At 55.6% G+C, this 16251-nt stretch carries 11 protein-coding genes; 3 read left to right on the top strand and 8 right to left on the bottom strand.

Annotated features, from left to right (window positions below; genetic code table 11):
- Positions 1–94: 94 nt before the first annotated feature.
- The 7 genes from Mal52_RS15850 to Mal52_RS15880 form a co-directional block, all read right to left on the bottom strand.
- On the bottom strand, positions 95–1600 hold the full coding sequence (locus tag Mal52_RS15850; protein ID WP_145377163.1) for a Tad domain-containing protein: 1506 nt from the start codon (positions 1598–1600) through the stop codon (positions 95–97).
- Positions 1584–2351, bottom strand: a complete 768-nt coding sequence (locus Mal52_RS15855; RefSeq protein ID WP_145377164.1) for a TadE/TadG family type IV pilus assembly protein — start codon at positions 2349–2351, stop codon at positions 1584–1586. Before Mal52_RS15855 ends, Mal52_RS15850 begins: the two co-directional genes overlap by 17 nt.
- A 120-nt stretch (positions 2352–2471) precedes the next feature.
- Positions 2472–2660, bottom strand: a complete 189-nt coding sequence (locus Mal52_RS15860; RefSeq protein ID WP_145377165.1) for a hypothetical protein — start codon at positions 2658–2660, stop codon at positions 2472–2474.
- Positions 2657–3376: a prepilin peptidase gene (locus Mal52_RS15865; RefSeq protein ID WP_197534234.1), complete on the bottom strand. Its 720-nt coding sequence runs from the start codon at positions 3374–3376 to the stop codon at positions 2657–2659. Before Mal52_RS15865 ends, Mal52_RS15860 begins: the two co-directional genes overlap by 4 nt.
- Before the next feature lie 138 nt (positions 3377–3514).
- On the bottom strand, positions 3515–3757 hold the full coding sequence (locus Mal52_RS15870; RefSeq protein WP_145377167.1) for a hypothetical protein: 243 nt from the start codon (positions 3755–3757) through the stop codon (positions 3515–3517).
- Positions 3758–3960: 203 nt separating this feature from the next.
- The gene (locus Mal52_RS15875; protein WP_197534235.1) at positions 3961–5136 is read right to left on the bottom strand and encodes a TadA family conjugal transfer-associated ATPase; all 1176 of its coding nucleotides are present in this window, start codon (positions 5134–5136) and stop codon (positions 3961–3963) included.
- A 192-nt stretch (positions 5137–5328) separates the two neighbouring features.
- On the bottom strand, positions 5329–7401 hold the full coding sequence (locus Mal52_RS15880) for a serine/threonine-protein kinase (protein WP_145377169.1): 2073 nt from the start codon (positions 7399–7401) through the stop codon (positions 5329–5331).
- Positions 7402–7694: 293 nt separating this feature from the next.
- On the opposite strand from Mal52_RS15880, the gene Mal52_RS15885 reads away from it, so the two are divergent.
- Positions 7695–10682, top strand: coding sequence for a serine/threonine-protein kinase (locus Mal52_RS15885; protein ID WP_145377170.1), 2988 nt, complete (start codon positions 7695–7697; stop codon positions 10680–10682).
- 77 nt (positions 10683–10759) lie between these two features.
- Here Mal52_RS15885 and Mal52_RS15890 read toward each other — a convergent pair whose 3' ends face one another.
- Positions 10760–11992: a transporter gene (locus Mal52_RS15890; protein WP_145377171.1), complete on the bottom strand. Its 1233-nt coding sequence runs from the start codon at positions 11990–11992 to the stop codon at positions 10760–10762.
- Between the two features lie 341 nt (positions 11993–12333).
- Here Mal52_RS15890 and Mal52_RS15895 point away from each other — a divergent pair, with 341 nt between their 5' ends.
- Both Mal52_RS15895 and aceE read left to right on the top strand, forming a co-directional pair.
- On the top strand, positions 12334–12813 hold the full coding sequence (locus Mal52_RS15895; RefSeq protein WP_145377172.1) for a DUF1801 domain-containing protein: 480 nt from the start codon (positions 12334–12336) through the stop codon (positions 12811–12813).
- A gap of 757 nt (positions 12814–13570) precedes the next feature.
- Positions 13571–16237 (top strand): pyruvate dehydrogenase (acetyl-transferring), homodimeric type, encoded by a 2667-nt coding sequence (aceE, locus tag Mal52_RS15900; protein WP_145380673.1) that lies wholly within the window; start codon positions 13571–13573, stop codon positions 16235–16237.
- Positions 16238–16251 lie beyond the last annotated feature (14 nt).

Consider the following 16251-nt stretch of genomic DNA (forward strand, 5'->3'; position numbering starts at 1 on the left):
GCCTCGCCAAGTGTTATTAAAAATGCCCTCTACGAAAGTCCGCACCCCAAATGAGCCATTTGATACAACCCGATGTCGGTTGCTTTATCCACGTTTAATGATGAACCATCGGCGAGGCGCTGACAGTCCGTTCCAACACACTGCGAAACGGCTCCTGGACCATGGCTGTCGGTTGAGCGGTCAGCATGCGATTGTTCGTCACCGGGACGAGTTTTGCCTGCCAATTCAGTCTGATCGTCGGAAATCCCGTGCTCCGTTCATCAGTCGGGCATTCCACTGGTCGATCTTGCCAGTTCAACGTATCCCACCCCAGTGCCGCTTGACGGCTTTGAACGCTTTGAAGCGGTTCTTGAGGATTCGCGTTGTAGAACATTGCCTGGGCAAAGTTCACCATGCCATCCTCCTGCGATTGTGTATAAACGACCGGTGAAATGACCGGCGGCCGTTCGCGATGCGCAAAGCCCACCATGGTGAACATGTTGTCTGCTGCTTGGGAATCGGTCGTCCAGTCTTCGTGCCCTTTGTCGGGATCTTTCACATCGGCCATCATCAACAGTTCCATAATCCCGTCGACTTGCAGCCGCCGACTGACGACGATCGTGCATTCGTTTGTGTGTGTCTCATAAAATCCTTGCGCCCCGGAAAACGTGAGCCAGTTTCGCATGAAATCGAGAATCGGTTTGCGATGGAATGTCACCCAAGGGTACGTCGCACGGACGAATTGGGTTTTCGCAACATCCGCATCCGAGCTATCACTGGTCAGATCCTCACCCACCGGATCCGCCTCCAACGGCAGCATCAAATTCGGCAGTGCGACAAAACCAGTCGTGTCGTTCCGCTCAGCGACCTCTTTCGCCGCTGCCAATCCGACGGCCGGTATTCCAGCCTGAACAACAACGGTGTACCCCTTCACTGCCGGCAAAACGACTTTTTGCAGTGCCTGCGAAACCGGTTTGAGCCCCGACGCGATTAAGTGAATACCCTTCAAGACCATGTACTCTTGATAGACTTTCAACTCGACCGCAGTGGCAGCAATGTCCAGGGCGATACCAACCGCGTACGTATAGGGAATCGCTTCCAAGACAGCCGCAACCGCCTTCCCGCCGTAGGCCACCGTTAGAATAATTTTCAGTTGAGTTTTTGAATCCAACAGCGTCCGCTCGGCTTCGATTCCATCTTCTTGGCGAACCGTGTCGTAGACTTCGTCCTGCGGAGCAATTGCCGCACTCTGGGCCAAGTTGTACGCAATCTCCAACGCCGCATCTTCTGCCTGCGTCGCTTCTTTCTGATTGGTGTCATCCAAATCCTCACCACCAATCGCCTCATGCAGCACGACAAATGCGTTGATCTCGCCCATGACATGATTGGCCATCGTCACCGCATTCATCCCGCGGGCATGCCACAGTGCGGCAGTATAGGCGGTCGCGTCGGCTGAGTTTTGTACCTCGACCTTGTGCCGCACAATATTGCCGGCATTGACCACCAGACCCATCAAAATGGTGCATAACAAGATCGCGACCACATTCACGACCGAGATAAAACCCGCTTCGGACGAATGCAATGCGGTGATTGTGCTCGATGTTTTAGATGGCTGAGTCATATTCGATCCCCAACAGTTGATTAGACGACTGCGGCCCCTCCTGCTCGAGGATGACCGATGAGCTAATTTTTCGCGTAAAAAACGGTGCCGTCGGCCATGATGCTTGGTTCCCTAAAAAGCGACCGATGCCCGGCACGTTGATCGGCATTTCATATTCGACACTGACTTTCAATTCGCTGTTCGGCTCGTTGCCTTGTGGCTCGATTGTGATCTGCGTGGCAATATCGGCGAACTGGTATTTGCCAACAATATAGTCCTGCGGCGCGTTGCCCTTGGTGTAAAACTGGTAGGCTTCGTGATACAGCAGTCCGTCGATCGACGCCGATCGCGGCAGAAATTCCAGAGGCGTCCCCCGGCGATGCACATCGCGCCCCGACGCAAACGGCGTCATCGCTTGCACGGCTGCTTTTTTGACCTTCGCCTGCGAGGCGTCGTCGTCCTGTGGCTCAGCCGGCACCCAAACAATCGCCGACCGCCCCGCCGCATATGCGGCATACATCGTGCCGGTCTTCACAACCAACATGAGCGTGCACTCCACGATCAGACACACCAGAAAAATATAGACCGGCATGACAAGCACCAGCGACAGCGTATAGGACGCCCCCTCTTCGCCGCCGGCCAATTCGCGAACGTTCCAGCGCCGCAGTCGCAAAATCGCTCCGCGAGTCAAATAAACGAGCGCAGCGGCGGAGAGAATCCACACCAGCCAAACATCCGCTACGGAATCCATCAGTGATTGAATTGTGATCATTTCGGTTTCCCCCTAAGGGCGAAGTTGTCGTTCGTAGAAATGGAATCGTTGTGCAGAAGTGCCGAGTGAGAATCGTATGCTGCGAAGTGCATGCAGGTCGTAAGAAATACCGATGATCTGTTACATGTAAGGCGAACCGACCATACCGCCGATCACCTGGAAGAGATTGTGGCAAGACATAACAGCCATTCTGTAGAGCGCGACCGTGAAGACGAAGACTGTCCCTAATGTCAGTACCAATTCCAACATGGCCAGTCCGCGACGCTTGCGCACAGCAATGCGCGATGGTCTTCGGCGAATGATTTTCATAGCGTCAGCCCCTGAAAGTACGAGAGGATTGTGCCGACCGCGAAGAATGCGGCCAACGGCACAGGACGTTGGAGGATGGCTTGCGCGCCCAATCCGGGCTTCGCAATCCGGCTAGGCAACAACACCGAGCCGACGTAACGCAAAAGTGTAGACAGAAGTTTCAACGGGCCGAGCTGCCAGACCAACATGCCGACCATCACGACTCCCGCCGCAATGTGGCACCACAGAATGACTGTGAGCCCCTGTCCGGTTCCCAGGATTGCCCCCAGCGCCGCCGCCAATTTCACATCGCCGGCTCCACTGCCGGCCAATTGAAACACGACGAGCATCGTCGCAAAACAGACCGCCGCTCCCAACAACGACGCTCCGATTCCAATCGGCGGCACGATTGCACGCGAGGCCCCAATCGCCTCACTGCTCATTGTCGCCGAGGCAACCAAATTGACCGCCAATGCCCAACCCAGGGCCGAGTAGGTCGCCCAGTTGGGAATCTTTCTCCAGTGGCTGTCCGTAAAACTCGAAACCGCCAAGAGCAGCACAAGCACAGCGGCATTGATGGACGCCAATGCCGTCCCCCATGCGACCACTGACTGCGACAAGGCAATGACTAAACCCACAACCAACGGCGCGGCCGCGGCCAGCTGCCAAGCCCGTCGCCGCTCCCCGCTACCGGCGGGGGAACAGATGGTGCGTTCGAATTGAGCCGTAATCGTCACGTCATTGCTCCCACTGATTTTCCGAGTTCCGTTTGTATGTTTTGTTGATTTGTTGTGCACCAAGTCTGCATCAAGAAAAATGCCGCCCGTTCGGCCCCACGCAAGTCGGACCGAACGGCGGCAACATCCCCCACAGGATTAGCCGTCGGTTCCGCCGAAATCGACATCGAAGATCCGGCCCAACAGGTCGTTCACCCACCCCCCGACCGTGTTGTCACCAGCACCGTCACCCGCGTTGCCCACCCAGGTGTTAATCATCAATACGATCAATGCGGCGATCGCGACAATCACCACGACCTGCAGGGTTTCCATGCCCCCTTCATCGTTGTTGAACTTGCCCACAATTTTCCGCAGCTGACTGTTTTTTGAGAAAGCCTTCATAGTTTCGTTCCCTTTAAGATGGAGTCCTTGTGATTCCCCAGCCGAATGATTCAGCCAGATTTGATTTCACCATTTCGTATGGCTAGTAAATGTCGCCGCAGCGATTGGTCTCGCAACTGGCGACCCTTTGGCGACCCTCACACCTGTCGCCCCCCTTCGTTAGCTAGATCGCAATTCCGTCGAATAACCGGACATCCTGCCGCTCACGATTTTGTATTTTTTTCCGTTTTGTGAGATCCATTGCTACGCGAGCTGCGCGCAAATTCCGGTGACCTTGCAAACAACCCTTCCGTCAATTGAATACGGTCCTCAAAACCCATGGCCGCCGGCTCATCGGCATAGGTCGGACGCAGACCGGTCGGCAGCAGTTCGCCTTGGATCCGGTCGTCTTTGTCACGCCCCTGTGCCTGGAATTGAAACAGATCCCGCCATTGGTATTTGTCGCTGTCGTCCAAACCAATGGCTTCACTGATCGTCTGCACCCGTCGCGAGCCGTCCGCCAGACGAGAAATCTGCACAACCAGGTGAATCGCCGAGGCGACTTGCGCCCGTGCAACATGAACAGGAAGTCCCGTGTCGTTCATCAAGCACAATGTCTCCAAGCGACTGGCTGCGTCTCGCGGCGTGTTGGCATGCACCGTCGTCAATGACCCGGAGTGCCCCGAAAGCATCGACTGGATCAATTCCAAAGCTTCGCCGCGGCGGACTTCACCCACGATAATACGATCGGGCCGCATCCGCAGAGAGTCCACAAACAGGTCGCGAATCGTAACCCCGCCCCGTCCGCTGGGCCGCGGCGGTTGTGCTTCCAAGTAGACCGTATGCGGTTGATTCAACTGCAGCTCCGAGGTGTCTTCGATGACGACAATCCGCTCTTCGTCCGGTACGGCCGCCGAAAGTGCATTCAGCATCGACGTCTTCCCCGTACCCGTTCCCCCGGAAATGATGATGTTTTTGTGGAGCAGCACACTGGTGGCCAGAAACTCCGCCGCCATGTCGCTCATCGAACCTCGATCGACCAACGACGGCAATGTGAATGTCGCTGGCTGAAATTTACGAATCGTCAGACAGACACCCCGCCGCGAACTGGGTGGAATGATCACGTGAACCCGCGAACCGTCCGGCAGCCGCGCGTCCATGCTGTGGTTATCCGCATCCAGCCGCCGCCCCACAAACTCCGCAATATTCTGAACCGCCGCCATCAAGGAGGGTTCATCCTCAAATCCACTCTCGGCCTGTTGAATCCGCCCCGCAGTTTCAAAATAGACGGTGTCGTACCCCACAACCATCACTTCCGAAACCGCTGGATCGTCCAACAACGGCTGAATCGGCGCCAAAAAGTGCCGCAAGGTTTCACGATAGATTTCAACAGTTTCCATAGTTTTCCCTGGGGATTCGCCCCCATTGGTCATGTGGTTTCACAAAGTAGCTGCACGCATCAGGTGCCACTGGCGAATCGGGTGCCACTAACAGCTCGGGTGCCACTGGCGGCTTGTCCGCCAGTGCAAACAACCATCAGCCCTGGAGCAGAGCGAAGAGCCATCCTGGCCTCCAAATGCCCCAACCGAACGTTAAGTGATGATCCCAACCATCGAAGCGGCAAACCGATTAGCCGCCGTCAGAAACGGCCGCAATGTCCGCCGAAACAACCCACCCGACTTGCCCGAGGCGGGCGTCGATTTCGTGGGGCTGCTGGGTTTTGCTTTTTTCTCCGAACTGTTCAATTCCGCGATATTTGCCAACGGCCGAAACGACGTTTCGTTTTCACGTGCCGCGCGTCCGTCCGCCCCAATTTGTCCAGCACGAATCAATTGACGGATCTGCTCAGTGGTCCCGGAAATCCGCTGCACATTGCCGTCATCCCCCAGGAATACAACCTTCCACAACGCATCTTGCTGTGGTTGTGGTTGGACGTCCGCGTCGCTCTCACAACGCAAATAACCGACAGTTGCCTTCGCAAAGGCTTTCGCACTACTCGGACGTTTGGCGGAATCCTCATGCATCGCTGCCCGAATCAAATCCCGCGTCTGCTGGCTGAGTCCCGGAACGATTTTCTCCGGCGGCACATAGTCATTGCGCGATTTGCGGATCAATTGATCAATCGCGGATTTCCCTTGAAACGGCGACGCGCCGGTGACCATCTGGTACAGCGTCACTCCCAATGCATAAATATCGGCCGTTTTACTCACCGTCTTGGCATCGCGAAACTGTTCCGGCGGAGCGTATTGCATGGTCCCCAATGCGTGGCCCGCTTGCGTCAGTTCATAATCCAACTCTTCCTGTTTGGCCAAACCCAGATCGGTGAGACGGGCATTGCCCTGGCTATCGAACAGGATGTTCCCCGGCTTGACGTCGCGATGCAGCAGGCCCTTGCCATGCAAAGCATCCAACGCTTTCGCCACATCATAGACAATCCGCAAAGCCTGCGACTCAGGCAGTCGTCCTTCCGTGCGAAGAGTTTCCTTTAAGTCCTTGCCGGCAATATATTCCATGGCAATGAAGTGTTTCCCATTGTCACAGCCCACTTCATACGCTGGAACGAGATTGGGGTGCGACATCTCCATCGCCAATTTCGCTTCTTGATAAAACCGCACCAGAATCCGCTCATTCGCGACCAAATGGTCATGCAGAATCTTGATGGCGACAATCGACCCATCAGCGGCGCGGGCGCGATGGACGTGTCCCATGGCGCCGCGGCCGACCTTGGAGATCAATTGATAGTCGCCGATACGGTCCGAAAAACCTCGCAGCAATTGCACAAATTCTTCCATTGACTGCGGACGCTCCGCCGGATCGGCCGACAAGGAGCGATCAATCACGTCCGCCACCGCGGGAGACAACTCCGCCGCAAACTCCGCAGAGCCGCGGTAGTTGTTGGCCCGTTTGTTCTGCATCAACGACAGCCGTCCCGCACAGGCAAAGGGGGCGTCGCCGCTCACCATGGTGTACAACAGAGCCCCCAACGCATAGACGTCGGAACGGACGTCCGCTTTGTTTGACCGGCGTAGTTGCTCCGGCGCAAGGTACCGAGCGATTTTTGTCTCGGCCGTCGACGGCGACGATTGGTCATCCAATTCAGGCGACGAAGAAAAACCAAAGCTGATCAACTTGGCCTTGCCTTCGGAGGTGACCAGCACGTTCTCCGGATGGATGTTGCGGTGCACCAGTCCAGCGGCATGGCATGCGGTCAGCGCGTCGGCGAGATGCAACACCATCTTCACCGCTCGTTTTTCGCTGATCTTTTTCTTCTTCTTGATAAATCGCGACAGCGGTTGGCCGCTGACGTATTCCATCGCGACCAAATCGCATTCGCCGGAATTCATGACGTCAAACACCTCGGCCAAATGCGGGTGCTTGATCTGCATGGCGATTTTCGACTCGCGTTGCAACTGTTCGGCCCAATCCCGTGACTTCTCGTCACGACCGGTGATCACCTTCAGTGCCACCCGGCGGCCTTCCGGATCGTGTGCCCGATAGACGGTTTGCCCCAAGCCGCGTGATTTTACGCTGCGAAGACGATAGCCACACATGTCGCCCAATAACGACGCCCAACGTCCACGCGACGCTGACCGTCGTGCCGAATGTTTATCCAATGAAGCCGCTTCGTGTGGGAACGCTGCAGCCTGTGTTTTGATAGTTTGCATCGAAAGGTCTCTCCTAAGGTGGTTTGCGTTACCCCTTGGATCGGAGTTTCTCAAAAAAAGCGGACATCTCTCCGCAGATTTTCTTTCGTGGCCGCCCTGTTAAGCCTGTTAGCTGCACGACTTACATCCAGTCGGAAATCCCTCCTTCGCCGACACTGCAGCGAATTCCCCTGATTGTCTGTCCGGTTTTTGCGAGCAATTGTGATTCCCTATTGAAGGGCTCCACCGAACGGCATGACTGCGGTGGAAAATTGATCGCCCGAAATTCAAAGCACGGCTAATAAGGGTTCAACATGCGAGATAACAGCAAATCGTCGCGCTCGGCGCGGAAACTCGACGCCTCATTCGCGGCCGATGACTCAATCTCTCGACAGCTAAACGGCGAAAGTGGAGCGTTGGGAGACAGCACACACTCTTCGATCGCCGAATTGCTACGGCCCGAAACTCGCGAGTCCTATCACACTCGCAAGCAGGGCGAGTCGTCGCTCCATGGCCAATTCCAACAGTATCCAAACGACGTTGGGCAGAATGATACTCCCGCCTCGTCTTCGTCGATCCTGTCAGCTTCATCCGTGTCTCATGCTGCGCCTGAAATCCGCCCCATCGATCATGCCAATCAAATGATCGAACAACTGACGCGTTCGATGAAGCAAACCCAAAAGCCGCAGGCTGACAAAGCACCTATCGCTGCTGCTCAACCCACTCCACAACCGGCAGTCGGCGCGCCGCTTCCTAGCCACGCGGATTACGAAATCCTCCGCGAACTCAGTCGTAGCGATTCGGCCGTGGTCTATGAGGCCTATGACCGTTCCCTGCGCCGCTATGTCGCGATCAAACAACTCAACGAACAACTCCGCGCCGATCCGCGGCAAAGCGAACTGTTTTGGCACGAAGCTCGTTTTCTGGCCAGTTTGGTCCACGAAAACGTCTGCCGCGTTTATTCCGTTGATGAACAGCAAGCCTGGATCGTCATGGAGATGATGAACGGCAGCCTCGACCAACGACTGGCCGAAGGTCCCTTGCCCAGCGATTTAGTCAGAAGCATTCTGCGCCAAGCGTTGCAGGGTCTGAAGTATCTGCACGGACAAGGCAAACTCCACGGCGAAATCAAACCGTCGAAATTGCTGCTCGATGACGGATGCATCAAACTCAGCGCCTCCGCAGGATTTTCTATCGGCGGTGAGTTTCGTCGCCCCAGCGGGACACAAAAATACGTTGCCCCCGAATTGCTACGTCCCGAGGTCTTCGGCGACGTCGGCCCGGGTGTCGATTTCTACTGCTTAGGTCTCACCGCTTTGGAATTGTTAATGGGCGATAACTTTTCCACGGCCTTCAAAGGCGTCCAAGATGTCAGCGACGATCTGGCTTGGATGCGCTGGCACTGTTCGTCCAGCGAAACACTGCCGGAGCTGGAACAACTCATTCCCAAATTGCCGCAAGACTTGGCGAAGACCCTCTCGCGCATGCTCGCGAAACCTGTCTCTGCCCGGTATGGCTCGGCCGAAGAGGCATTGAAGGACTTGGAAGAAAAACCAATCATTCTCGTCGACGTTCCGCAGGCGGCTGATACGAATGCGCGTCGCGAACACAATCCGGCTCCGGTGCAAATCGGCGCGCGGCCCAATCTCAGCGCTACTCCCTGGCCGAGCCAAGACCAGGCATCCAAAAACAAAACCTGGTCCGCTCGATTTGCGCAACTGACCGACCCGGAGTTCCTCAAAAAACAAAGCAAAAACCCCAAAGTCCTTTACCCAGTGCTGGCCGTCATCGTACTGCTGATGTTCCCGCTGTTAATGACGAGCAGCTCCGGGAAAAAACGTTCGGCGAATACGATCGCGGTCGCTCTCAAATCGACTCCCGCCGGCGCTCAGGTTCTGCTGGATGGGAAACCGTTGGGGATTGCCGCGCCTGGAAAAATTGAACTCAAACCGGGCACCTACAAAATTCGCGCCGAGATGGCCGGATTCGCGCCTACGGAAAAAACGGTCAAAGTCGAATCGAGCAACGAAGACCTCCGCCTGCATTTTGAGTTAGCCGCGCTTCCCAAGAAAACGCCGGCCAAACCTTCGGCTCCCAAGAAACCTAAAATCGAGTTACCACAAAAAGATGAACCCAAGGTTCTGGCTAAGACCGAAGTGCAACCACTGGTGGAGCCGCAACCACCCGCTGCGCCGGAACCGCAGCCCGAGACGCGTACGTTCCAACGCGAAGTCGCTGCCGACTTTGCCACCTACGCGCCGCAACTCATCAGCGACGGAAACGACCGCGACGTCTACTTGTCGCACGTGCATGGCATTCTCAACGATGCGTGGGAGACCAAAAACTTCCGCGAAGCGTGTGAGATTGCGGACGGCCATTTCCGTGCTGCTAGAAACATCAACCGACACGCACCTTGGGCGTATTATGCCCATGGTCTGCTGTTGTCAAAAAACAATCGGAGTCGCGAAGCACTCGCCCAATTCGAAATCTCGGCCGAGCAATCGTTGAAGCATCGGATTCCCTTATTCGCGCCATTGCGTGAGGTCATCCGCCATCGAGCTTTGAACGACGAATTCGCCCCAGCTGTGCGTGATTCACTTCACTTGGCTCAAGCCGTGATCAGCTTCGCCGATGCGGATGAATTGGGAGACCAAGCCGCGGCCACCATCGACATGAACGTCGACTTCGTCGGCCGCATCATGGGCTTCATAAAAGGCCCCGCCGAAAACAAAGCTCGCACGACCGTCGACTTGACGGCCTGGGAAGCTGAATTACAAGCGGCGCTGCCGAGCCATTCATGGATCACTTATACCGAAGCCCGGGATGGTGTACTCAAGCAATACACGGAGCAGTTGGCTTTAAAAGAACAAAAGGAGCGAGCATTCAAAGAGCGCGTTCAAGAGGAACGCACCAGCGGTGAAACACGCGCGGTCCAATTCGCGGGAAATGTGCACGGCGAACGTTCACGCGAGCGTTCCCATTCTCGCACGAGCACGTCACTCATGCCGATACCGATTGGACAGGAGCAATCCCCCACCACAACAGGGCAAACCAGCCTGCAACTAAACGGCGTGGGATCAGAGCAATCCACAACGTTGCAACAAACAAACCGCGAAGAACCTAGCGTCTGGACCAACGTCTTAACCAATAGCAAGCGCAAGGTCGACTGGACACGGCAATACGAGTCGACCAAACATCTCGACCAATTGCAGCCACAAATTCGCGAACCGTACGTCTTGCGAACTTACCTTCCAGAGGATTTCGAACTCCGCCGACTCGTCTTTATGAGTGACTTATCGTAAACCCATATTTCAACAAAAAAAGCGACCGGCGAATCACTCGTCGGTCGCTTTTTTAATTTCTTCAACACCGCGTGCTGTTAAAAGAACATGCGGTATTCCGCTCGCAGGATGTCTTGGTACCAGCGTTCGCCGGTCAGGGCGCGGCCGTAGCCGATGTAGATCGAATCGCGTTGCTTCGTTGGATCACATGTGTCTTTGCCAAAACCGATGCGGACGCCGAATTTGCCGTTGACGATGGTGTCGCCGCTGGCATCGACCGGGCCGATGAGGCGTCCCGAGGACGCGTAGTCCGTTTTTTGTCCATCCAACACCGACCAACCGACGAACTCGGCCACCGGGGCGACGCTCAAACTGGAGTTGTCCACGACCGCGTATGCAGCACCAATGCCGTAGCTGAGCACGTTGCCGGCAAAGTCGCGGCCGTTTCGCGGATTGACTCCGCCTTGAATCGGAATCCAATCTTTGAGTTCCGCTTCAATCGTCCAACGATCGGCCGGTTGTGTCAAAAACAACAAGCCTGGTTCAATGCTGGCGTGGCCGGCGGTGAGCCATTTGTCGGGGTCGCCGACGGCGATGTAGTTTTTCAATTGGAACGTCAAAATCGTCGTGTCGGTTTCATACAACGCCCATTTGAAACCGGCGTTGAGGTCGCCGAAGCCGCTGGTGTTGGGGCCGGGACCGGGCACGCCTGAGGGGTTGTTCAAAATGATCGGCGCTTCGATGAACAACGACAGATCATCCATGACAAGTTGTTCGTAATACAGTTTGAAAAACTGAGCATCGATATTGTCGTTGGGTCCCATGTCGCGGGGAGGCGTTTTGCCGCCGAAGACGGTCCAGGTGCTATAAAAATATTCGGCGCGGTCGGCGCGGTTGAAGCCGTAAGCCGAGTCGTAACGGAAGCGAAGTTGCGTCTCCACGATCGCCGGATCGATGTATCCGCCGTTGGCAGCCACGGTCCGCGCGCTGGGAACCAATCCGCTCGGCGCGTTGCTGAAGTTGTATTGCGGCGCTGCCGGCGGAGCGGTGTTGCTCAGCGGTTGCGGCGGCGTTTCGGGAGCGGTGTAAGGAGCGCTCGGCGCACACGAAGCTTGAGGCGCACAGGGATAACCGCCGGCTTGATAGTTGGCCTGCACAGCAGCAAACGGGCTGTCGGGCCGCGTCTGAAAATGCGCCGCCAAGGTCCCCGGTCGCTGCCCGCGCGCCTGAGGATACCCCGCGGCCAACAACGCATCGCCGGTCGTCGCACAGACGCAAACCGCAACGGTCAATTGCCAAATTCGCAACGAAGTCAAACAGCGCGAACTCATTTCTGCACCCCCCATTTCAGCCGGCCGAGAAGACATGCCCTCGTCGCCACCCGCTGCAAAAACGGATCAGGGGCGAAACATAATGACGAGGCATCATTGATAAAGCTTCGGCAAGAACCCCCGCCCAGCGCAGCAGAAAACCCCGAGCCGCTATCTCATTAGAGGACTCACAACGGTCGCCAGGATCACATCGATCAACGAAACTGAGGCGAGTAGCGAAGCGGCGCAAGTTTTACGGGGGGGGGGAGGCGACGGAGCGCGCTCTGGACTAGCGAACAGAGGAAGATCACGAGAGAATCATCTCAGGCGGAATTCGCAAACGACTACCGGGAGAGCGAGCCATCAAAAGCACAGCCACAACTGTTGAACAATACCTGGCCGAATTGCCGGACGACCGTCGCAAAGCGATTGAGGCTGTCCGCGCGGTCATTCTCAAAAACTTGCCCAGCGGTTACGAGGAAGGTATGCAATACGGCATGATTGGTTACTTCGTGCCGCACAGCCTTTATCCCGCAGGCTATCATTGCAATCCTCAAGAACCATTGCCCTTCGCATCCCTAGCTTCGCAAAAGAACTACATGTCGCTCTACCTGATGTGTACATATAGCGATCCGGGACAAGAAACTTGGTTCCGCGAAGCGTGGGCCAAAACCGGGAAGAAACTGAACATGGGCAAATCGTGCGTGCGGTTCAAAAAACTGGAGGACCTGCCACTCAAGGTGATCGGCCAAGCGATCAAACGGGTCTCGGTGAAGAAATTCATCTCTTACTACGAGTCGGCAACCCAAGGCACCAACACTTCTCGACGTCGCAAGTGTTAGTCCGTGGCTGACAGCATGGCACGACCAACTGTGCTGTTCTTGCAACCAACTGGGTTCTTTTCACGTCGTCGGGTGCGGTGGCAGCGAACGCGCTAGCAGGATTGCCCGGCGGAACTGAATTTGTCTTCACAGCACCATTTTGACAAGACAATCCGCTGCAATTCGGCCGATTTGAGAATTTCACCCTTAATAAAATGCGGTATCGCAGGTCGTTGTTGGCGAGAGTAAGCCGTGATGTCCGCCGAAAGGCCGTTCGGACGTCTCAATCGCTGAACAGTCCATGCACTGTGGATTTTGCCGATCGGCTGATACGCAACAAGTCGAAATCAGGCTGGGGCACCTCCTCCGCTTCAAAAAACTGAATAACCGCATGAAAAAAACGGAGGCGCCACATTCCCAAAAACGATAATCTGCGATCTGATCTCCTGATTTTTCGCAAATTTTCGTTTAAAAAAGCGCTCGATTCTCGCAAATAATGCGGATTCAGCCCCATAAACCGTACAGTTGCGGCCTGTTCCCCTGCCAAATCGGCCAGAGAAGGCAATTCCGTTCGCGGATTCTCGAAATTTACCGTGTTTGGGAAAATATCGTTGCGGGCGAAATCGCCGTTATGGCCATAAAAATACGCGGAAATCCTTCGTTGAGACTACGAACATTAATTTCATCCCCTAAAATGGCGAAGAGATGATTGGACGAAGCGATGGATTTCCAAGTCGCGAAGCAAACCTACCCTACTTCCTACGAGACTCAACCAGTGATGGACGAAACACCTCAGGCGATCGATGCGGGCGAATTAGACGAGTGGTTTGAATCGCTCGACGATCTGTTACACCGCCACGGACCCGACGGCGTACGTCAGATGATGTCGGTTTTGCAAGAGCGAGCCTACCAAAACGGTGTGGCCATGCCCTTTACGGCCAACACCCCATATATCAATACAATTCGCCACGATCAGCAGCCTCGTTTCCCCGGCAACCGGGCCATCGAACGCCGGATTAAGAGTCTGATTCGCTGGAATGCGATGGCCATGGTCGTTCGCGCCAACGCTGCCAGTTCGGGCATCGGCGGGCATATTTCCACCTACGCCTCCGCTGCGACGCTGCTGGAAATCGGTTTCAATCACTTTTTCCAGGCCCGCAACGAAGATCAATTCGGCGATTTCGTCTACTTCCAAGGTCATGCCGCGCCCGGAATCTACGCCCGCGCATTTCTGGAAGGCCGGTTGACCGAAGAACAGTTGATCCAATTCCGGCAAGAAATCCCCCGTGGCTCGGGACTTTCCTCCTATCCGCATCCCTGGCTGATGCCTGATTTTTGGCAATTCCCCACGGTTTCGATGGGCCTGGGACCGATTTCCGCGATTTATCACGCGCGGTTTTTGCGGTATTTGGAACATCGTGGACTGGCCGACACGTCAAAATCACATGTGTGGTGTTACGTCGGTGACGGTGAAGTCGACGAGCCAGAAACGCTGGGAGCCATTACTTTGGCCTCCCGCGAGCATCTCGACAATCTGATCTTTGTGATCAACTGCAACTTGCAACGTCTGGATGGACCGGTCCGTGGGAATGGAAAAATCATCCAAGAACTAGAAGCCGCCTTTCGTGGTGCTGGCTGGAATTGCCTCAAAGTCATCTGGGGCAGCGACTGGGATCCGCTGTTGGAAGACGACGAAGACGGCTTGTTAGTCAAACGCATGGGTGAAGTCGTTGACGGCCAATACCAGAAATATGTGGTCGAAGGGGGCGCCTATATCCGCGATCACTTCTTTGGCGAAAACAAAGAGTTGCACGATCTGGTCGACCACCTGTCGGACGAACAGTTGCAAAAACTCAATCGCGGCGGACACGACCCCGAAAAGGTCTTTGCTGCCTACCACGCAGCGGTCAACCACGTCGGCGCACCGACGGTTATCCTGGCCAAAACCATCAAAGGTTATGGACTGGGCGAAGCGGGTGAAGGCCGCAACATTACACACCAACAGAAAAAATTGAACGAAGAGGAACTGCGCGAATTCCGCTCACGATTCGCCATTCCGATCGGCGACGAAGAGGTCGCCAAAGCTCCGTTGCATCGGCCCGCCGATGACAGTCCGGAGATGGAGTATCTCTTGAAACGACGGGAAGCGCTGGGTGGATTTCTCCCCGCCCGGACGCCCACCACCGACCGTTTGGAGATTCCGCCGCTCGATAAATTCGACAAGAAGGTGTTGCACGGTGGCGTCGAAATGGCGACCACCATGGCCTTCGGTCGGATCATCAGCGACTTACTCAAGGATAAGAACATCGGCAAACGGATCGTCCCGATCATTCCCGATGAAGCCCGCACCTTTGGTATGGAAGCGCTCTTCCGCCAATGCGGAATTTATTCTAGCAAGGGACAGCTGTACGAACCGGTCGATGCCGATCAGGTGCTCTACTACAAGGAAGCCAAAGACGGCCAAATTCTCGAAGAGGGAATTAACGAAGCGGGAGCAATCTCGTCCTTCATCGCTGCCGGGACCGCCTACAGCAACCTCGGCGTGAACATGGTTCCGTTTTACATCTACTACTCGATGTTCGGCTTCCAACGCGTTGGCGATTTGATCTGGGCCGCGGCGGATTCCCGCACCAAAGGTTTCCTCGTGGGGGGAACCTCCGGTCGGACGACGCTCAATGGTGAAGGGTTACAACACCAGGATGGCCAAAGCCAACTGTATGCCACGACCGTCCCCAATTTGCGAGCATATGATCCCGCCTACTCTTATGAAGTCGCCGTGATCGTTCAAGACGGGCTACGGAGAATGTACGGCGAAGGAGAGGAAATCTTCTACTACATGTCGGTCTACAACGAAGTGTACGACATGCCGGCGATGCCCGAAGGGGCGGAAGAGGGGATTCTGAAAGGACTGCATCCCCTTTCCCCAAAACCGGCCGACAAGTCGTCCTCGCAACGACCGCAACTCTTTGGCAGCGGGCCGATTCTACGCGAATCGCACCGCGCACAAGCCATTCTCAGCGAGAAGTACGACATTGAATGCGACGTCTGGAGTGTGACCAGTTACAGCGAACTCTCCCGCGATGCACAAGCGGTCGAACGTTGGAATCATCTGCATCCTGACGAAAAACCGCAACACAGTTTTCTGGAGACGTCACTCAGCAATCACTCCGGGCCATTTATCGCCGCCAGCGACAATGTCCGTTTGGTACCCGAACAAATCCGGCAATGGATTCCGGGTCGCTACGTGACCTTGGGCACCGACGGTTTCGGCCGCAGCGCCTCGCGGGAAGCATTGAGAAGGCATTTTGAAATGAATGCTGAAAATATCGCGTTCGCAACGCTTTCGGCATTGGCGGCCGACGGCCACTTTGACAAGTCCCGACTGTCCGAAGCGATCAAAGCGCTGGGAATTGATCCGGAACAGGTTAACCCGGCTTGCGCGTGAGAATTGTCCGCACG

It is taken from the genome of Symmachiella dynata, assembly GCF_007747995.1.
In the GTDB taxonomy this organism is placed as follows: domain Bacteria; phylum Planctomycetota; class Planctomycetia; order Planctomycetales; family Planctomycetaceae; genus Symmachiella; species Symmachiella dynata.

What these genes read in the sequence shown, in the direction of transcription:
- Mal52_RS15855 (WP_145377164.1), bottom strand. Translation starts at nt 2,351, where the DNA reads ATGATCACAATTCAATCACTGATGGATTCCGTAGCGGATGTTTGGCTG.
- aceE (WP_145380673.1), top strand. Translation starts at nt 13,571, where the DNA reads ATGGACGAAACACCTCAGGCGATCGATGCGGGCGAATTAGACGAGTGG.
- Mal52_RS15875 (WP_197534235.1), bottom strand. Translation starts at nt 5,136, where the DNA reads ATGGAAACTGTTGAAATCTATCGTGAAACCTTGCGGCACTTTTTGGCG.
- Mal52_RS15885 (WP_145377170.1), top strand. Translation starts at nt 7,695, where the DNA reads ATGCGAGATAACAGCAAATCGTCGCGCTCGGCGCGGAAACTCGACGCC.
- Mal52_RS15870 (WP_145377167.1), bottom strand. Translation starts at nt 3,757, where the DNA reads ATGAAGGCTTTCTCAAAAAACAGTCAGCTGCGGAAAATTGTGGGCAAG.
- Mal52_RS15850 (WP_145377163.1), bottom strand. Translation starts at nt 1,600, where the DNA reads ATGACTCAGCCATCTAAAACATCGAGCACAATCACCGCATTGCATTCG.
- Mal52_RS15890 (WP_145377171.1), bottom strand. Translation starts at nt 11,992, where the DNA reads ATGAGTTCGCGCTGTTTGACTTCGTTGCGAATTTGGCAATTGACCGTT.
- Mal52_RS15880 (WP_145377169.1), bottom strand. Translation starts at nt 7,401, where the DNA reads ATGCAAACTATCAAAACACAGGCTGCAGCGTTCCCACACGAAGCGGCT.
- Mal52_RS15860 (WP_145377165.1), bottom strand. Translation starts at nt 2,660, where the DNA reads ATGAAAATCATTCGCCGAAGACCATCGCGCATTGCTGTGCGCAAGCGT.